We start from the raw sequence: 19,115 nt of genomic DNA on the forward strand, positions 1-19,115 counted from the left end.
AAACCTCATTCATACAAAAAAGAATTTTTATTGAGTGCTAAATTTTATAGTCTAATTTTTAAAACCATCCAATGGGAGATATCGGGTGGTTTTTTTTATGCGTTGACTTATGTAACTTTGAACAAAAAGCTAATCTCTTTTAGCCCATGGACGATTTACTCTTTACCCAACCCGACTGGCAACTCTTTACCAATATCAATACTTTGCCCCAACAAGCGGGAGTATCTAAACACCTGTTACCTCGCCTCATAGCCAAAGAACTTACCGACAACGCCCTGGATGTAGATACACAAGTACATGTGTTTCACCCTGAAGAAGGCAAACCAGGCACTTTTGTAGTAAAAAACCTAGGCAAAGGTTTTGATGCCTCGGACGAAGAAATTGCAGATTTTTTTTCTGTTAAACGCCCCCTTACCAGCTCCAAGCGCTTTCGTTTGCCAAGCCGAGGGGCACTAGGCAATGGGTTGAGAGTGGTTACAGCCACTGTATTTTGTCTGGAAGGTACGCTTACAGTTGCTACCAATGGGCGGGTGTTACAACTGATTCCGCAAGACGATGGCACTACATTGCCCAAAAAGATAGGTGAGTTTGCCGATGAAGGTACTGAAATACAAGTAAGTATTCCACACGATTATTTTTATTATGACACTCTAGAGTGGGCAGAACTTGCCCTAGCCATCAATCAAGGCGTTCACTATACAGGCAAAACCTGCCCACATTGGTACGATTCCGATAGTTTTTATAATTTATGTCTGTCTACCCCTGCGAAGGTTACCGTTAGTCAATTTACTCCTTACTTTGAGGGCATTGCCAAAAGCAAGGCAAAAGCAATGATCAATCAGTTAGGTGACTTAACTATTGCCCAGCTAAGTCGTGACGAAAGTGAGCAATTGTTGGGGGCGTTGCGTGAAAACAGTAAGTATGTACCAGCAAAAAAGCTGGGAGAAGTAGGGGCAATAGAAGGATTTATAGGCTATGTAAAAAAAATGAGTGAATTTACCTTAAAAACTACCCGAGGTGAACATCATGCTCAAATTCCGGTGGTGATAGAAGCCTATGCCCGCTTGAACGAAGCCAGTGACAAAACCCGGTTTTTTGTCAATCGTACCCCCATTATTGGCGATGTAGACGTGATCTTCAATTCCCGCCGACTCATTGTATATGGTTGTGGGCTTAATAGCAACATAGACAACCACCGTTTGAAAGCCCCCCCTGAAATATGGCTCAACATCACCACCCCTTATATGCCTATAGTGTCTAATGGCAAAGAACCTGACCTATCAGTGCTGGAAGAAGCCATTGTACAAACCATCGAAAAGACTGTCCACCAGCTCAGGCGCAAACTTGTTGCCCGCGATAAAGAAGACGCACCAGCCAGCCAACAAGCCAAGCCACCTTCTCAGAAGAAAGTGGTGTTACAAAATCTAACGGCTGCCATCGATAAAGCGTCGGGGCAAGGGCAGTACCGTTACTCTTTGCGTCAGTTGTATTATGTGTTACGCCCTTTTGTGATGGAAGCCACTAGACGTGAGCTAAAGTACCAAAACTTTAATACCATCATCACCGACTATGAATTCGATACGGGAAAAGATCTTCCAGGAGTTTATCGCGATGAACGAGGTACGCTACTGCACCCACATACCCACGAAGAAATAAGGTTGGGTACTAAAAGTGTGGAGCGTTATCATCGTCCGGTGTTTAATTTTAACAAAATATTATATTCAGAAAAAGAAGGTTTTTTTGAGATTTTAAAGGATGCCGGTTTTTGTGAAAAACACGATTGTGCTTTGCTTACTTCCAAGGGCTTTGCCAGCCGTGCGGCAAGAGATGTGATAGATTTGCTTGCCGAAACCGAAGAAGAGTTGTTGTTTTTCTGCATCCACGATGCCGACATTTCGGGTACACTAATTTATCAGGCGTTGCAGGGAGCCACCAAAGCCCGACCTAAGCGTAAAGTAAAAATAATTAACCTGGGGCTAGAGCCTTGGCAGGGGTTGGCAATGCAGCTAGAGGTAGAAATGTTAGAGCGATCGTCGAAAAAAACACCTGCCCAATATGTATTAGACTTCGACAACAAAACCGATGTGCCCAAACCATATAAGTTTGAAGGGCAAATGATGACCCGTTGGGAAGACTGGCTCAAAGAGTACCGTATTGAACTCAACGCTATGGATACACCTACCTTTATCAAGTGGTTGGATACTGAAGTATCTAAGCATGACAATGGTAAAGTAGTACCCGACGAACCGTATTTGCAGGCAACTGCCGACCAAGATTTGCAGGTAACGCTCAAAAGCCGCATTCGTGACGAACTGCTCCAACAGCTTGATATTGAGCAAATGGTTGCCGAAAAGCTGGAAAAAATTTACCCCAAACTCAAAGAAAAAATCAGCCAGACCGATCTGAAAACTCAAGTGCACCAAAGTCTTGAAAATATGCCTAAAAATAGTTGGAGTAAAAGTTTTTCGGAGATTATGAGGGGGCTACTTGATAAGTGATCTTTCATAAATAATTTGAGCCATTAAAGTGTATCTATTGCCCTCATTCTTCTCAAAAAAAAAGCTTCATAGCTTTGGCTATGCACCGTTTTTTTTGAATCGTCTGAGAACAATATATTTTCTTGAATTGGCACATCTTATTTTTTCCAGATCACTAAAGATTAACCTCTTTTCACTGTTTTTTATCAAAAAAATAGTTTCTATCAACAACAGTGCATCTTGGCTGTAAAGTAAGCAGAGTGCCGTCAGTGGCATTCATACATAAGGGCAATCATTCAGCGTTTATCCTTAGTCTTGCTTTATTTATATATAAGCTCACAATTTATTTGTATATTTGCCACAATATTTACCTGAAATATTTCTTTTTAAATCAAACAAAAGATAACTAGCAGGTGTAATAAGAACGAGCCCAAAAAATCACTAAAATACAAGGGTTTGTTTTTCTCAAATTAGCATTACCATTTAAACCAAGAATATTTATGGAATTAATAAACATTTTTGCTTTTTTCAATCTGGGAGGTCCAGAAATAATCTTTATTATGTTGGCGATCCTTTTGCTTTTTGGTGCAAAAAAAATCCCTGAATTGGCAAGAGGTTTAGGAAAAGGTATCCGTGAGTTTAAGGATGCCACCAAAGAAGTAAGAGACAATTTGGAAGAAAGCGTAAACATCGAAGAAGAAAAGAAAACTTCGGCACACAACAACAGTAAAACTCCTGTAAAGTAAGCCTTTATCGAAATTGAAAGAATATAGTTCTTTGAAAGCCATCCAGCAGGAATTGCAGGGTGGCTCTCTTACATGCTCCCAACTGGTTGAACACTATTTAGAAAATATTGACAAAAAGGCAGACTTAAATGCTTTTTTAGAAACCTACAGCGACGAAGCACGGCAACAAGCCCAAGTTGTAGATCAGAAAATTGCCGAAAATCGAGCGGGCAAACTCGCTGGAATGGTGATAGGGATCAAAGATGTGCTTTGTTATCAAAATCACTCTTTACAATGCTCTAGTAAGATTCTCGATGGATTTGAGTCTCAATTTACCGCCACTGCCGTGCAACGTTTGCTCAACGAGGATGTCATTATCATCGGTAGGCAAAATTGTGACGAATTTGCGATGGGATCATCTAACGAAAACTCTGCTTTTGGCGTAGTGCGTAATGCGGCTAACCCTGCCCATGTGCCTGGAGGCTCTTCGGGAGGCTCAGCAGTGGCAGTACAAGCCGATATGTGTTTGGTATCTTTGGGTTCTGACACGGGAGGCTCGGTACGCCAACCTGCGGCTTTTTGTGGGGTAGTAGGGCTTAAACCCAGTTATGGGCGTATTTCACGCTATGGGTTGGCTGCTTATGCCTCTTCGTTTGATTGTATTGGTATTTTTGGAAAAAACATAGCAGATGTGGCATTGGTGCTGGAGATAATGGCAGGAGCAGACGAGTTTGATACTACTGTGTCAAAAAAGTCGGTACCTGAATACTCCAAAGCTTTGTCGTTTGACCGAAAGGCAAAAGTGGCTTACCTCAAAGAAACGCTTGAGAGTGAGGGCTTGCACCCAGAGGTAAAACAGGCAACCCAAGCCACGTTAGATTTTCTAAAAACCGAAGGACATACTGTAGAATCGGTCGATTTCCCATTATTAGATTACATTTTACCTACTTATTATATACTAACAACTGCAGAAGCCAGCTCTAACTTATCACGTTATGATGGGGTTCGGTATGGTTTTCGAAGTACCAGTGCTGAAGATTTACAGCAAATGTATACACAAACCCGCACCGAAGGTTTTGGGGCAGAAGTAAAAAGACGTATCCTGTTGGGTACTTATGTGTTAAGTGCCAGTTATTATGATGCTTATTACACACAGGCACAAAAGGTGAGGCGGCTTATCAAAGATGCTACAGATAAGTTGTTTGAGCAATATGATTTTATTGTATTGCCTACTACACCCAATACAGCTTTTGAGGTAGGCGCACATAACGACAACCTGGTAGAAATGTACTTGGAAGATCTGTTTACCGTACAGGCAAATGTAGTAGGAGTTCCTGCTATATCTATACCCAACGGCAGGGCAACCAATGGTTTGCCCATCGGTTTGCAGGTAATGGCGGCTACATATCAAGAAGATGACTTGTTGTCTTTTTCGCAGTATTTGTTAGAAAGTTAGCAAATTATATTTATGTTTACAGGCGTAAACTACAGAAGACATGTGTATAACAAAACACAAAAATCTTCAAACGATATTTAAACTCAATTTCACAAAAACTATGTGTTTACGAAAAAAAACCACAAGGTTTCTTCTCAGCTTATGTTTTACTGGCTTATTGGTTTTTGATGCTTCGGCAAAAACAGATACCACTAAAGTCACTAAAAAAGCCGAAAAAGTAAAGGTTGTGGACACCGTTCCTCATTTCCCGCCTAATTATGTACCCCAGTTGCACGTAGATGTGATCAAAGACCGTTTGGTTTGCTTGAATACATCTATTAAGCTTACTTATAGCAAAGAAATTATGCGTTGGGTAAAGTTCTACCTTATTAAGAACCGTGTTACTACCCAAAAATTGCTCGAAAAAAGCACCTTTTATTTTCCTATTTTCGAAGAAGCTCTCAAGCGTCACAACATGCCAGTAGAGCTCAAGTACTTACCCATTGTAGAGTCTGCACTTAGACCCAGGGCAGTATCGTGGGCCGCTGCCGCCGGATTATGGCAGTTTATCCCCAGCACCGGGCGCGAGTATGGCTTGAAGCAAGACTGGTATATAGACGAACGTTACGATATTTATAAGGCTACCGATGCAGCTTGTCGTTACCTTAAATTTTTGTATAACTACCACGGCGACTGGCAGTTGGCCTTGGCGGCTTATAACTGTGGACCAGGCAGAGTAGATTGGGCAGTAAAGAAAGCCGGGGGTAAAAATAACTTCTGGAAAATTTATAGGTATTTGCCCCGTGAAACCCGTGGATATGTACCTGCTTTTATTGGGGTAACCTATGTGATGAATTACGCTGACAAGCACAACATTTATGCAAAACGCCCAGTGCCTCCTATTCCTTCAGACACTATTATGGTAAGTAATTTTGTAAACATTCAGCAGTTTGCCAAACAAATAGATGTGCCTTTGGGAGTAATGCAAATTTTGAACGCCCACTTGAAAAAGAACGCGATTCCTAATTACAAAAGAAATTACCCTTTGCGTTATCCTGCTTATAAGCGCGAAATGGTAGAAAGATTCAGGGGTAGAATTGTATCATCGTCACGTGGTTATTCTCGCCGTGGGCTAGGGTACACCGCCGGACGTAACCAGTATGGAGGCAGTAAAAGAGTACACCGAGTAAAAAGAGGTGAATCTTTGGCTTTGATTGCCCTACGTTATGGTACTACAGTGGCCTATTTGAGAGTTTGGAACCGTTTACGCTCTAATATGGTGTATCCAAATCAAAAACTGGTGATTTACAGCAAGCCCCCTCGTCGCCGTAGCGCTAAACTGGGGCAAAACTTTATAGCAGCCGTGCATGAAATGACGGCAAAAGAAAGCAAAAAGAAAAAAACAGTAGTAAAAAAGAAAACAGTGAAAACCACTGTAGCTAAAACTGCTGTAACCAGGACAAAAGGAAGTTCCAAAACGCTGGTATTTGCGACGACTGCCGATATAGAAAAAACGGCTAAAGTGAAGCAGTCAAAATCAGTGGCTGTAAAAACCGATCACAGTACTACTAAGCAAATAGAAAAGAAAGTAGCGAAGAAAACGGTAAAAAAAGAACCGCTAACTGCTGCGACTACTTTTTACGCCAATAAGATAAAATTTAAACAAGGTGAGTACCAGCAGTTGGTAGCTCAAACGCCTAAAGACGTACGCAATGCTGCACGTGCCAAAGAACGCAAAACCAGTATTGGTAAAACATTGCCTCGCCGAAAAGCCAAAAGCAAAAAAAGAAAGATGTTGCAAAATATCCGCTTTCATCGAGTAGTACGTGGTGATACACTTTGGACAATTGCCCGACGCAATGGCTTGACTATTTATCAGTTAAAGAAATTAAATAACTTGAACAACCGAAGTGTATTGGTACCAGGTCAAAAACTGAAAGTAAGTTCAAGATAGGCAAAGCAAAGAAATTGAGTTTAAAACCCCTGTAAGGCTTACTTACAGGGGTTTTGTTGTTTTGATATTTTGACAATTTGCTTGGCTATTTTATCAAAATCTTCATAAGATTTATGTACTGCATACATGTGACTGCCTATAGCTCCATCGGCAGGTTTGAGTAAAAATATGGGTTTGTGTGCTTCCATAGCCATAGGAGCAAGACTGTGATAATGTTTAAGTAAACCTATGCAATGACAATCATTTTCAACAGTAGTATTAGAGTCCTCGTGAGTTTTGAGAACAAATTCTCTGTACACATTAGGAATTCTATTAGCCCATTTGAGGTAAGACTTTACAGGACGTTTTTCTTTAGCTGTGTATTGCATTACTACATACCCTGTAGGTTGCATTTCACCATTAGGTATGGTTAATGTTTCAGGTTTTGGGTTTTTGATACATCGCTCATCCCAACCTTGTTTCCAGTCGGTTAGAGTTTTACCTAAGTTTTTCATTCCCTGTAATGAAAACAAATCAGAGGCAACTGGAATAATAATATTGTCAGAGCTAATAATAACAGCACGATTGATTGCACCCAGATTTGGACCTATATCAACCAAAGCAAAATCAGCTTCCCATCTCTTTCTTGCATCATTAATAATAGTATTAAAAATTGAAGTGATTCTGAATGAATATATATCTGCATTTAAACATTTTAGCCAAGCATCGCTTAGTCTATCTTCGAAAGTAGAAAGTGCTAAGTCGCCTACTAAAAGTCCAATCTTATCATTTATGTTCTCTATATGTACAGGGAGGTAACGATCTCCTTCGGTAATAGGTGTAATAGCATCTAGTACTGTAAGAGGGTTTGATTCTGCTTCTATAATTTCTTCAAGTCGGTCTGGTGTTAGGAACATAGCTGATAAATTTGATTGTGGATCAAAATCTGCTACTATTACTCGTTTTCCTTGTTCTGCCAACATCCAGGCAATATGGTAAACCATGGTGGTTTTGCCAACTCCTCCTTTGTTATTAAAAAATGTAATTGTCTTTTTCATTACCAGCTAGGATGTTTTTTTATTGTTACTCGAAACTTTGTAATTAAATCTAGTTCAAATTCTGCGGGTGGATTACCATTATCATGTAATTTTTGTTGAGCATTCTGTATTCCAAAATTGAAGCGATTGACATAGCCTAAGTTTTTCATTACTTCTGCGATTACTGGATTACGATAGTCACTGGCCTGAGGGAAGTTTTCTGGGCGAACCTCCCCGTATAACCCCCCAGAGTTTATGATTTCGATTCTATCACTGTATTCATAAATAAGTATTGGTGCATTAGACTCATAATCACGATGCATCACAGCATTCATTAAAAACTCTCGCAATGCCCAAAGAGGGTAATTATATATTTGTTGCTCCTGTAAAGAATTATTTTGTATTACTTTTGATTTGACGATATTACTTGTTACAAAATCATTGAGGTTTTTAAGCTCTGTAATTAGTGCCCCTGAAAACCGCTTCTCAAATTCAATCTCAGGAATTTGTTCTTTACCTGGTAGTTTGATGTATTGAATGTAAGCCCCTGGTAAATAAAATAGAGGGTTCAAGCCTAAAAGTAAAATCCCCGAATTAGTAACACAGTTTTGTACGAGGTCATATAAACGTAAAGAAGAGAGTTTTTCTTCTATAGTTCTGTTATTCGCCTGAAGAGTGTCTCTATCTATTGCTGCTGGTAGATAGGTGGACTTAAATGTTTCAACGTCTAGATCAGAAAGTTGTGAATTGGCAAATGGTCTTGCATCAAATGTTTTAGCAGTAGACGTCCGTTTTTCTGATAATCTTCTTTCTTCTGTTTCGTTAGCTACTGCCTTTCTAGGACCAACCCTAATCCAACATTTACCACGAAATCGTACTGGTGGGTGAAAAGAAGGGTGGACTTCTGCTACAACAATGTCTCCTTCGTCAAAGTTGAAAACTTCACTAACTATTAAAGAAGGTTGTGGCAAAATATTACCGTTTGATCTTACTCCTCCAATGTTCTGTGTTTTATCGTCGCCAATAGTCATTCCTGCAATAGAGCCATCATCATTTGCCCCAAAGAAAATATAGCCAGGTTTTTTGTGGTTAGGGTAATCGTTTGAAAAAGCGCAAACTGCTGGACCAATTTTATCTTCTCTAAATGAAATTGTTCTTTCTATTCTGTCTGATTCTAAATCTGTGAGGAGGTTTTTAACTTCTTCTTTTGATAACATATTGTGCAGCTTAGTGAGGTTACTTTTAAAAATATGTTCAAGTTAGAATTAATTTTTGTGGTAGACAAGTTTGTAATACCAAGCACAGTTTTAGCCTTCTATAAAGTCAAGTATCAGCTTTAGCGTATCAGCGCAATCATTGCCTATCCACAGCATATGCCCCCAGTCGTTGTCGAGCAAATGCAGGGTAGAGCCTTCTATTAATTGGTGGGCGTGTTGAGCGTGGGTAGGTGCTACACTTAAGTCATGCTTACTGTGTACAATAAGGGTAGGGCAGGTGATTTTTTCCAGTACAGCACTGTCTATGTTTTGCTCAATATCGTTCAGAAACCCTTGCCCAGAGCCATAGTGTTTGAATACGTTTCCGAGCTCTTGCCTTTCTTTCGGATTAATTTTCACCCCTTTTTTAGCCGAAAACTGTTTGAAAAAGCTTTTGGTCATCAAGCCAGGCATCAGTGCAAAGAAAAAACGCACCATGCGCCAAGTCAAGCGCTGGCGTTTGGGGTGGAACATAAGACGGGCTGTTTTGTATATTTTACTGTCTCGTGCCAGCCATTTGGTACTTACGGCTGAGGCTAGTATTAATTTTTGCACCTTTTGGGGGTATCCAGCAGCAAGCGCAAGTGCTGTCCAACCTCCCGCCGAAACACCATACACAATGACTTGAGAAATGTCAAGAGCATCGAGTAAGGCAACAAACAAGTGAGCGGCTTGTTTTGGTGACTCATTACCCGCAAGAGGAGTTTTTCTATAACCAGGACGCGAAGGGGTGATCAATTGATAGCGATGGAGGTCAAAACCTTTGTGAGCTATTTGGTCGAGGCTGTTGGCGTGCCCCCCATGTAGAAACAACACAGGAGTACCCGTACCAATGGTGCTGTATTCTACCAGACCTTGGTTGGTTTGTATGGTGGTGTTTGTAAGTGTGTGTAATGTCATAAAAACAGCGGTTCATAATGTTAGTAAAAGTAAATAAACAGGTCAGGTTTTTATCAACCAAGGCATTTTTTCTTTGGGCTTTTTTTTAACAAAAGCGCGGTCATTAAAGAATAATTTGTTTCTTTTTGTAGTTATAACTAAAATTTTAGTTAATTTTAAATTGTCATCACAAATTCGGCTTTTTTTGGTGCTTAAAAAGAACTTATTGCGAAATAATCTTTTACTTTGTTATCATTCCTCTACTGTGATGAACTGTTTTGTATTAAAATTAACCTAAGTTGCGTATTATAAAACAGAAAATCCTACAAGCCAAGCATTTATGTTTTTTAGGACTTCAAAAACAGGAATTTGTTGCTTGTAACTCGCAACTTGTATTAAACTTAAAAATATAAAAAGCATAACCTTGAGAAAAATGACTAAATTATATGCTTACGCATTAGCAACAATATTGATGGGACTGAGTGCTTGCATTGGCGGCGACCAAACCTCTAAGGATAACAGTCAGTTTGTAGTAGACAGCAAAGGTGGCATAGGAGAGATTGTAGTAGTGATGGACCCCAAGAAATGGGATGAGCCTTTGGGCAAGGCATTACGCAATGTGTTTGCTAGGTATATTCCGGCATTGCCCCAGCCCGAAAGCTGGTTTAAACTAATGAAAATACCTCCCTCTAAGTTTAAGAGCTTTATGAAGCGGCACCATAATATAGTGATACTTGCTTCGCTTGACAACACCAGTTTGGAGGGGAGGTATCTGAAGGGGTATTTTACCCAAAAGTCAATTGATTTGATTAAAAAAGACCCTAAAAAATTTATGATGCGTCGTAAAGATGTGTTTGCCAAAGGGCAAAGGGTAATGTACTTGTTTGGCAACAATGATACACAGTTGATTGAAAACATGACCAAAAACAAAGATCAACTATTGAATTATTTTCATGATATGGAACAAAAAAGGTTGACCAAAGACCTATACAACATTGCTGAACAATATAAGTTGAGCAATTATGTAAAAGATATTATGAAGGTAAAAGTACGTATTCCAGCAGGTTTTAAGTTGGCAAAAAAAGATAAAAACTTTGTATGGTTGCGTAAGCCGGGCGATGCAGCTCTCAGAAAGGCAGACATTAACCTATTAATGGCATCCCGCCCTTATACCTCTACAAAAGTGTTTGATGAGCAAAACATTATTGCTTGGCGCGATAGCTTGGGTAAAAAGTACACCAATGACCCTACGCTTACAGAATCTTATGTGGTAACAGAAACCCGTTTTGAGCCAGCGCTAATTACTAAGCGTATTATAAAAGATAAAAAGTTTGCTGTAGAATACCGAGGTTTTTGGAAGTTGAAAAATGGTACAAGAGGAGGAGCTTTTATTAGCTATGCCTTTGTAGACGAAGCACAGAAAAAAGTTTTTTATCTGGAGGGTTTTATCTACGCCCCTGGTATGAAAAAGAAAGATGCTATTTTTCAAACTGAGGCAATTCTCAGAACTTTTGAAAGGATAAAGTAATTAAAATACAATAATTAATCCCACCTACCCTAAAAATGAGAACTACAGAAACTGATTGTTTGTAGTTCTCATTTTATATCTGTAACATTCGAATAAATTTATACACTGAACATATACTATTTCTCAACCAACCAAAATAGTATCAGAAAATCAAGAGGGGATAAGCCACATTTATTTATATAGAACAGGAGTGTTTGTTCAAATAAACGCACGACCTGGTCTGTCATCTTCCCCATAACCTTAACAACAACTTTTAAACCTATTCTTTAAGATAATGGCAATCAAAATTCGAAAAGAAGACGCCCTTAATTATCACTCACAAGGGCAACCCGGTAAAATAGAAGTAATTCCTACCAAAGCATTAGGTTCTCAACGTGACCTGGCTCTAGCTTATTCGCCTGGTGTGGCTGAACCTTGTCTGGAGATTGCCGACGACCCCGAAAATGTTTACAAATATACTGCTAAGGGCAACCTGGTAGGGGTAATTTCTAATGGAACTGCCGTACTTGGCTTGGGTAACATTGGGGCGGCCGCCTCTAAACCTGTCATGGAAGGGAAAGGAGTATTATTTAAAAAATTTGCTGGAATAGATGTATTTGATATTGAAATAGACAGTACTGATCCTCAGGAATTTATTCGCATTGTAAAGTCACTTGAACCCACTTTTGGGGGGATCAACCTGGAGGACATCAAAGCACCTGAATCTTTTGAAATAGAAGAAACCCTGCGTCGTGAAATGAATATTCCTGTAATGCACGACGACCAACACGGTACAGCCATCATATCAAGCGCAGCATTGCTCAATGCATTGTCAATAGTAGGTAAAAAAATAGAAGACATTTACCTGGTAGTCAATGGTGCAGGAGCTTCGGCTATAGCCTGTAGCAAATTGTATGTGAGTTTGGGGGTGCGCAAAGAAAACATTGTAATGCTTGACAGCAAAGGGGTGATTCGCAAAGACCGTGAAAACCTGAATCCGATCAAGGCGCAGTTTGCTACCACAAGAGATGTACACGAGTTGGAAGATGCCATTGAGGGTGCAGACATGTTTTTGGGTTTGTCGGCAGGAAATATTATGACTCCCGAAATGCTCAATAAAATGACTACTAACCCCATTGTTTTTGCATTGGCGAATCCTACACCTGAAATAGACTATGATCTTGCCATTAGTACTCGCTCAGACATTATCATGGCCACTGGGCGTTCTGACCACCCCAACCAGGTAAACAATGTATTAGGGTTTCCTTATATATTCAGAGGGGCATTAGATGTAAGGTCTACTGAGATCAACGAAGAAATGAAGCTGGCTGCAGTACATGCCATTGCCGACCTTGCCAAAGAAGCCGTGCCCGACGTAGTAAGCCGGGCGTATGGCGACTCAGTGTTAAGTTTTGGCAAAGAGTATTTGATTCCTAAACCGTTGGATTTGCGTTTGATTACGACCATTTCGCCAGCAGTGGCTAAAGCAGCCATGGATTCAGGTGTGGCAAAGTACCCCATAACCGATTGGGAAGGCTACAAGGTAGAGCTCCAAAAGCGTCTGGGGATTGATCAGAAGCTGATGTCGCGTATGATTCAAACAGCGCAACGTAAACCAAAACGGGTGATTTTTGGAGAGGCTGATAATCAAAAAGTATTAAAAGCTGCCCAAATTGTGAGAGATGAGGGAATTGCGACCCCTATATTTTTAGGAAACATAGACAAGATCAAGCGCATTATAGAAGAAAACCACCTGGATCTAAATGATTGCCAAATCCTTGACCCTTTGAATGAACCTGAGCTTTGTCAAGAATACGGGAAACGTTTGTACGAAAAACGCAAACGCAAAGGGGTGACTTTGTATGATAGCAAAAAGATGATGCGTGACCGCAACTATTTTGGTACCATGATGCTGGAATTGGGTGAAGCTGATGCTTTTATTTCTGGGCTGACCAAAAACTACCCCCAAGTGATTCGCCCGGCACTAGAGGTAATAGGTACCAAAGATGAGGTAAAAAAAGTAGCGAGTATGTATGCAATGATTGCTAAGAATCGCACCTTGTTTTTTGCCGACACCTCGGTCAATGTAGACCCAGGTGTAGAAGATTTGGTAGACATTATTGGGTTAACCAGAGAAGCTGTAAAATCGTTTGGCTTTGAGCCAAGTATGGCCGCATTGTCTTATTCAAACTTTGGCTCTATTGGTGGTGAATTGCCCAATAAAATGATTAAAGCTACTGAGCGGGCAAAAGAATTGTTTCCAGACTTGATCATAGATGGAGAGCTTCAGGCAAACATTGCTTTGAACCAAGCGCTGCTGAAAGAAAACTATCCATTCAGCGATTTGTGCGATAACCCACCTAATACCTTGATTTTTCCTAACCTTGCTTCAAGCAACATTGCTTATAAGTTGTTGCACGAGTTGGGTTTTGCCGAGGCCATTGGCCCAGTATTGTTAGGAATGCGCAAACCTGTACATATTTTGCAGTTGGGTAGCTCAGTACGCGACATTGTAAACATGGTAGCCATTGCAGTGGTAGATGCTCAAAATAATGAAGCATAATACACAGTGAGCAATAAGCTTTTGATATTGGCACCCTTCAGGATATAGTTCTTGAAGGGTTTTTTATGGTCAAAAGTAAGAAGCGTTTTTATGTAATGATCCAACCAGCTCCAATGAGGCATACATTTAATCACAAAAGCCCCCTAAGAATTGTCTTAGAAGGCTCTTGTGGGTGTTTTTCGCTCAAGTTTTGCGACTAATTAAGCCACTAATTCAGCATCCAAAATTTTTACTCCTGCTTCAGCTACTGCGTGGTCATTTTCTACAGTGCTGCCACTTACACCAATAGCGCCAATTACTTCGCCCTCAGCGTTTTTTATTGGTATTCCCCCCGGAAAGCTGATCAAGCCCCCGTTTGAGTGCTCAATATTGTACAAAGGTCCTCCTGGCTGTGCCAGTTCACCAATACTGCCCGTATTCATGTCAAAAAAGCGAGCTGTTTTGGCCTTCTTAATAGAAATGTCCAAAGAGCCCAACCAGGCACCATCCATACGGGCAAAAGCCAATAAGTTGGCACCAGCATCAACAATGGCAATGTTCATTTTAGTGTCTAAAACTGCGGCTTGAGCTTTTGCTCCCGCGATCATTTTTTCAGCTTGAGATAATGTTAACATTTGATTTTTTTGTTTGTGATTGATAATTAATTAAAACAAATATACAGGATTTTATGTTTTATGTGGCATTAGGCTGCCTTCATACCACGAAAATTTACTTTCAATAATTTTTTGTTTTTCCTGTGCTATATAGTGCAGGTAAGCCTGTGCCACTGGAGTTAAGTTTTTACTGCGAAGCCAGATCAAATGCCATATAGACTCAATAGGGAAACCCTTGACGGGGATAATTTGTAAGTCTTGGTTTAGTAGCTCGTTTTTGATCCCAATCAATGGTAAAATCGAGTAACCCAAGCCAGCAATAACGGCTTGCTTAACGGCTTCGTTAGAGGTAAGCTCCATTTTTTTGGTAACAGGCAAGTTTTTTTGTTCAATAAAACGCTCCATAGTGTAGCGGGTGCCAGAGCCTTGCTCCCGATAGATTAAAGGGAGCTTTTCGAATATTTTTTGACTATACATTTTTTGCTTGAAGATTTTTTGGTGATTACCTACCAGGTAAAGTTTATTTTGCATAAGCTCTAGTTTTTCAATAGGCAGCTTATGTGGGAGGACTGATACCAATGAAAAATCTACCTCATTGTTCTTGAGGCTTTCTATTACTTTGGCTTTGTTGGTTACATCTAACAATAGTTCCACCCCTTGGTGTTTAGACACAAAGTCGGCAAGAAAATAAGGCATAATATATTTGCCGGTAGACACTGCCGATATTTTGAGTTTGCCTACAAGCTTGCCCTTATAGGCAAGGGTTTGTTGGTTGAGCATTTGTACTTCATCGATTATTTTTTGGGCAGTTACCGCTACCTCTTTGCCAAAGTCAGTGATATAAAGTTGTCTGCCTACTACTTCGCTAAGCGGAATAGGGAACTGATCTTGAAAGTTTTTTAACTGAATTGATACCGCAGGTTGGGTCAAGTGTAGTTCTTCGGCAGCTTTGGTAATACTCTGAGTTTGAGAAACCTTAAGGAATATTTGCAGTTGATTGAGTGTATAGTTCATAAAATAAATTTATGCATAATATTAATAATATAAATAAAAATTTATGAATATTTTTTCAGATATTTGTATCATCAACATTCAAAAAACACATAAATCGTAACGTCATGAAAACAATCACAGTAGCCAAAGGAGACGGGATAGGTCCAGAGATTATGGATGCTACCTTAAAAATATTGAAGGCAGCCAATGCACAAATTAAAATAGAAGAAATAGAAGTAGGTGAAAAAGTTTACTTATCAGGCAACACTTCGGGCATTTCTAAAGATGCCTGGCAAACCATTCGCAAAAACAAGATTTTTTTAAAAGCCCCCATTACTACACCCCAGGGAGGCGGCTACAAAAGCTTGAATGTGACTATGCGAAAGTCGTTGGGTTTGTATGCCAACATACGCCCTTGCAAGAGTTTACACCCCTTTGTAAGCACCAAACACAAAGATATGGATGTGGTCATCATTCGTGAAAACGAAGAAGACTTGTATGGTGGTATTGAGCACCAGCAAACCGATGAGGTAGTACAGTGCCTGAAACTGATTAGCCGACCAGGTTGCGAAAAAATTATTCGTTACGCTTTTGAATACGCCAGATTATACGGACGCAAAAAAGTAACTTGTTTTACCAAAGACAACATTATGAAGCAAACCGATGGCTTGTTTCACAGAGTGTTTGACGAAATAGCACAAGAGTACCCCAATATAGAAAATGAGCATTGGATCATTGACATAGGAGCAGCACGACTGGCAGATACTCCCGAAATGTTTGATGTGATTGTAATGCCTAACTTGTATGGCGATGTAGTGTCAGATGTGGCAGCCCAAATTGCTGGCTCAGTAGGCTTGGCAGGTTCTTCAAACATCGGTGATTCTTGTGCAATGTTTGAAGCCATTCACGGATCGGCACCAATGATTGCCAACCAAAATGTAGCCAACCCTTCAGGATTGCTACAAGGGGCTATCTTGATGTTGAACCATATAGGACAAACAGAAGTGGCTGAAAAAATACAAAATGCCTGGCTTAAAACGGTAGAAGAAGGCATTCATACCTTTGACGTGTATAAAGAAGGTATAAGTAAGCAAAAAGTAAGCACCAGTGAGTTTGCCGATGCGGTAATTGCCAATTTAGATCAATACCCAAGCGTATTGGAAAAAGTACACTACGAAAAAGGCATTACTTTTAACTTACCGAAGTATGAAAGAAAAGCACCCGCTAAGAAAGAACTTCTAGGAGTAGATATTTTTGTACAGTGGAACGGGGAAGAAGCAGACCAACTTGCTCAACTACTTCAGCAACTCAACAATGGAGATGCTCAGCTCACAATGATTACCAACCGAGGAGTAAAAGTATGGCCAGAAGGTTTTGAAGAAACTTTTTGTACCGATCATTGGCGATGCCGATACCAAACTGCTGAGGGCAATGTGATTGATAACGAATCGGTGATAAAAATACTAAGCAAGGCTTGGGAGCATCAAATAGATGTGATTAAAACTGAGAACTTGTACTTGTTTGATGGACAAAGAAGTTTTTCTTTGGGACAAGGCCAATAAATTATAGATTAAGTAACGTGTTCAAAATAAGTTTCTGTTTTTTAGGGCAAATACGTACAACTGACTGAGGCATTTAGCCTTTGGCAGAGCTCGGCAAAGCGAAGCTTTAGCCATCGGTTTTTGCGCTCAAGGCAACATCCGGGGGATGTTGAGCCAGACCGTGGGACGGTACTACGGGCAATAAAAATAACGAAAGGCAGTAAAGCGAACCGCAGAACGAAGTTCAAGCTCTGCGAAGCTAATTTATTCTAAATCGGACAGTTATTGTTGAGGGCTACGCCCGAAATCCCGTTTACGGGGCGAACACGTTACTAAGGGAGGGATCAAGAAATAAAGTACGCAGAGTTTAGCTAGAAATTTTTAGTGAAGATGAGGCATTTTTTGAAGGAATAGCCATAGCTATTGCTGAAAAAAACTCCTAGTCCCGACGGAACTGCCGGGGTAACGAGATATTCACGGAAAAGGGTATCTAAAAATGCGTATACTATTTCTTGTTTGCTCCCTAAAATCACTTTACATCTAACAAAGTGTACTGATGGCAGCACAAGGGTCAGGGATCGCTCTTGCTTGCTGCCTGTCAGTTTTTAGTTGAGTAGTTGCTCCCCTATACTGCTCCAATCACCTCACAATTGCACCAATCAACAAATACTACCTCAAACACATCTACTACCTGTTTTATCTCATTGATGGTATGCTCAGAAAAGTCAGCTATAGACAATTCTACTACCTCATCGCCTTTCAGTATGCCATAGTAAGTAGTTTCGCCTGTTTTTAGGGCAAAAGATGCAGGCACAAAACCTTCGTACCCTTTGAGCGCAAAGCTGCCAACCTCGGTGGCATTGAGCAACTCTTTAAGTTTATTTAGGTCAATATTCAAATCAGGAGTATTGATAGTAGTGCGCAGGTGACACTTGGTAAAAGCAGTCAATGATTTGTCTACTGTTTTGGTGTGTTGGGTTTTCACTTCTTTGATCTTATCAATTTCCAAATCTATTAATGGAAAAGATGATTTGTTCAAAAACTCATACTGATGCCAGTTGTCTTCGTGCATTGTAAAGATAAAATCGTTGAACTGTGCCGTTTTTGATATATCAGTAGGAATATGCCCTGAGATAGTAGGCAATGAAAACAAAATATCATCTGTTTTTACCTTTTTAAGCTGACGCATTTTTAAGGTCAGTTCACCCGTAGCAATAAATTCTTCCGACATTTTGGGCTCGGCATCTTCAATGCTCCAGTCTGAACCTCCCATATTCAAAGTAGTGGCTACCTCAAAAGATTGGGGAAGTTGCTCAAGTGGAACCTCATAAATGCCCAAGGTCATGCCCGTTGTTATATCTATAAAAGTGACGTTGATAAGTTTACTCATTTCTATATTTCAAATAAAAATATGCTTTTAACAGCTTTCAATACGTGCTACTTACTGACAATAAGTGGCACAAAACGCGGCAATTTACAGTATTCGTTTCAATTATTGCCAACAGCCAAGCCGGAAACAGTAAATTTTGGGTAGGCCTGACCAAATCCCTAAAATGTGGGGTAACCCATCCACCTTATGATATTGCCTGTGAGGAAAGGGGGGACAAATGACAGGTTTATGCATAACGACTGATTACATAAGTAATGTATGTAATGAAAAAGTACCATGTTTTTTTTAATATCTTCTTTAATTAAGGTAATTTAAGTATTGATTGCACAAGTGCAAGACTCACTAATGCTTTTGAAAGCGTGACATTTGTCTTTTACCAAAAAATGCAGCTAAGAAGGGGAGTACATAGAATTGTTTTGTTTTGTAAAATCATTTATTTTTGTGCTTTAATTAGCTTCCAGTGTGGATTTTTGTTTAGGAATGGTGAAAAAAAAGCATCAACTTCAAGGGAGAGATTTTGCTCGGTTAAAACCTTAGAGTCTCAATGGAACAAAATCTCAGGTGGAAAATTCACCTCCAAACTGCTTACAGTCCTGACTTATCAGGTAAGTGATCTGGAAAAAATAAGATGTTCCAATTCAAGAAAATATATTATTCTCAGACGATTCAAAAAAAACGGTGCATAGCCAAAGCTATGAAACTTTTTTTTTTGAGAAGAATGAGGGCAATAAATACACTTTAATGGCTCAAATTATTTATGAAAGATCACTAAAAGTTATTTTTTGT

At 39.9% G+C, this 19,115-nt stretch carries 13 protein-coding genes; 7 read left to right on the forward strand and 6 right to left on the reverse strand.

From position 1 onward, the window contains the following. Positions 1–146 precede the first annotated feature (146 nt). The 4 genes from M23134_RS03040 (at position 147) to M23134_RS37455 (ending at position 6,591) form a co-directional block, all read left to right on the forward strand. Complete coding sequence (locus M23134_RS03040; protein WP_002693844.1) at positions 147–2,498, forward strand: hypothetical protein; 2,352 nt, start codon at positions 147–149, stop codon at positions 2,496–2,498. Positions 2,499–2,977: 479 nt separating this feature from the next. After that, positions 2,978–3,223, forward strand: a complete 246-nt coding sequence (locus M23134_RS03045; protein WP_002693845.1) for a Sec-independent protein translocase subunit TatA/TatB — start codon at positions 2,978–2,980, stop codon at positions 3,221–3,223. Between the two features lie 13 nt (positions 3,224–3,236). Beyond that, positions 3,237–4,658, forward strand: a complete 1,422-nt coding sequence (gene gatA, locus M23134_RS03050) for an Asp-tRNA(Asn)/Glu-tRNA(Gln) amidotransferase subunit GatA (protein ID WP_045112908.1) — start codon at positions 3,237–3,239, stop codon at positions 4,656–4,658. A gap of 100 nt (positions 4,659–4,758) precedes the next feature. Further along, on the forward strand, positions 4,759–6,591 hold the full coding sequence (locus tag M23134_RS37455; protein ID WP_053337232.1) for a LysM peptidoglycan-binding domain-containing protein: 1,833 nt from the start codon (positions 4,759–4,761) through the stop codon (positions 6,589–6,591). Between the two features lie 38 nt (positions 6,592–6,629). Here M23134_RS37455 and M23134_RS03060 read toward each other — a convergent pair whose 3' ends face one another. The 3 genes from M23134_RS03060 to M23134_RS03070 all read right to left on the reverse strand — a co-directional run bounded on the left by M23134_RS03060 (position 6,630) and on the right by M23134_RS03070 (position 9,763). Then, positions 6,630–7,628, reverse strand: a complete 999-nt coding sequence (locus tag M23134_RS03060; protein WP_002693850.1) for a ParA family protein — start codon at positions 7,626–7,628, stop codon at positions 6,630–6,632. Continuing rightward, on the reverse strand, positions 7,628–8,824 hold the full coding sequence (locus M23134_RS03065; RefSeq protein WP_002693851.1) for an ATP-binding protein: 1,197 nt from the start codon (positions 8,822–8,824) through the stop codon (positions 7,628–7,630). Before M23134_RS03065 ends, M23134_RS03060 begins: the two co-directional genes overlap by 1 nt. 90 nt (positions 8,825–8,914) lie before the next feature. After that, positions 8,915–9,763, reverse strand: coding sequence for an alpha/beta fold hydrolase (locus tag M23134_RS03070; RefSeq protein ID WP_002693853.1), 849 nt, complete (start codon positions 9,761–9,763; stop codon positions 8,915–8,917). Between the two features lie 412 nt (positions 9,764–10,175). On the opposite strand from M23134_RS03070, the gene M23134_RS03075 reads away from it, so the two are divergent. Both M23134_RS03075 and M23134_RS03080 read left to right on the forward strand, forming a co-directional pair. Then, complete coding sequence (locus M23134_RS03075) at positions 10,176–11,270, forward strand: DUF4837 family protein (RefSeq protein WP_045112909.1); 1,095 nt, start codon at positions 10,176–10,178, stop codon at positions 11,268–11,270. A 274-nt stretch (positions 11,271–11,544) separates the two neighbouring features. Continuing rightward, complete coding sequence (locus tag M23134_RS03080; RefSeq protein WP_002693858.1) at positions 11,545–13,812, forward strand: NADP-dependent malic enzyme; 2,268 nt, start codon at positions 11,545–11,547, stop codon at positions 13,810–13,812. A 200-nt stretch (positions 13,813–14,012) separates the two neighbouring features. Here M23134_RS03080 and M23134_RS03085 read toward each other — a convergent pair whose 3' ends face one another. Then, complete coding sequence (locus M23134_RS03085) at positions 14,013–14,426, reverse strand: GlcG/HbpS family heme-binding protein (protein ID WP_002693861.1); 414 nt, start codon at positions 14,424–14,426, stop codon at positions 14,013–14,015. A gap of 51 nt (positions 14,427–14,477) precedes the next feature. Next, positions 14,478–15,419 (reverse strand): LysR family transcriptional regulator, encoded by a 942-nt coding sequence (locus M23134_RS03090; protein ID WP_002693864.1) that lies wholly within the window; start codon positions 15,417–15,419, stop codon positions 14,478–14,480. 104 nt (positions 15,420–15,523) lie between these two features. Here M23134_RS03090 and M23134_RS03095 point away from each other — a divergent pair, with 104 nt between their 5' ends. Beyond that, complete coding sequence (locus M23134_RS03095) at positions 15,524–16,960, forward strand: NADP-dependent isocitrate dehydrogenase (protein WP_002693866.1); 1,437 nt, start codon at positions 15,524–15,526, stop codon at positions 16,958–16,960. A 604-nt stretch (positions 16,961–17,564) separates the two neighbouring features. Here the strand turns inward: M23134_RS03095 and M23134_RS03100 are convergent. Continuing rightward, complete coding sequence (locus M23134_RS03100) at positions 17,565–18,329, reverse strand: hypothetical protein (protein ID WP_002693868.1); 765 nt, start codon at positions 18,327–18,329, stop codon at positions 17,565–17,567. Positions 18,330–19,115 lie beyond the last annotated feature (786 nt).

It is taken from the genome of Microscilla marina ATCC 23134, from assembly GCF_000169175.1.
Classification (GTDB): domain Bacteria; phylum Bacteroidota; class Bacteroidia; order Cytophagales; family Microscillaceae; genus Microscilla; species Microscilla marina.

Excerpts from the sequence above, each read along its gene's own strand:
- M23134_RS03040 (WP_002693844.1), top strand. The coding sequence starts at position 147 with ATGGACGATTTACTCTTTACCCAACCCGACTGGCAACTCTTTACCAAT.
- M23134_RS03045 (WP_002693845.1), top strand. The coding sequence starts at position 2,978 with ATGGAATTAATAAACATTTTTGCTTTTTTCAATCTGGGAGGTCCAGAA.
- M23134_RS37455 (WP_053337232.1), top strand. The coding sequence starts at position 4,759 with ATGTGTTTACGAAAAAAAACCACAAGGTTTCTTCTCAGCTTATGTTTT.
- M23134_RS03060 (WP_002693850.1), bottom strand. The coding sequence starts at position 7,628 with ATGAAAAAGACAATTACATTTTTTAATAACAAAGGAGGAGTTGGCAAA.
- M23134_RS03065 (WP_002693851.1), bottom strand. The coding sequence starts at position 8,824 with ATGTTATCAAAAGAAGAAGTTAAAAACCTCCTCACAGATTTAGAATCA.
- M23134_RS03070 (WP_002693853.1), bottom strand. The coding sequence starts at position 9,763 with ATGACATTACACACACTTACAAACACCACCATACAAACCAACCAAGGT.
- M23134_RS03075 (WP_045112909.1), top strand. The coding sequence starts at position 10,176 with ATGACTAAATTATATGCTTACGCATTAGCAACAATATTGATGGGACTG.
- M23134_RS03080 (WP_002693858.1), top strand. The coding sequence starts at position 11,545 with ATGGCAATCAAAATTCGAAAAGAAGACGCCCTTAATTATCACTCACAA.
- M23134_RS03085 (WP_002693861.1), bottom strand. The coding sequence starts at position 14,426 with ATGTTAACATTATCTCAAGCTGAAAAAATGATCGCGGGAGCAAAAGCT.
- M23134_RS03090 (WP_002693864.1), bottom strand. The coding sequence starts at position 15,419 with ATGAACTATACACTCAATCAACTGCAAATATTCCTTAAGGTTTCTCAA.
- M23134_RS03095 (WP_002693866.1), top strand. The coding sequence starts at position 15,524 with ATGAAAACAATCACAGTAGCCAAAGGAGACGGGATAGGTCCAGAGATT.
- M23134_RS03100 (WP_002693868.1), bottom strand. The coding sequence starts at position 18,329 with ATGAGTAAACTTATCAACGTCACTTTTATAGATATAACAACGGGCATG.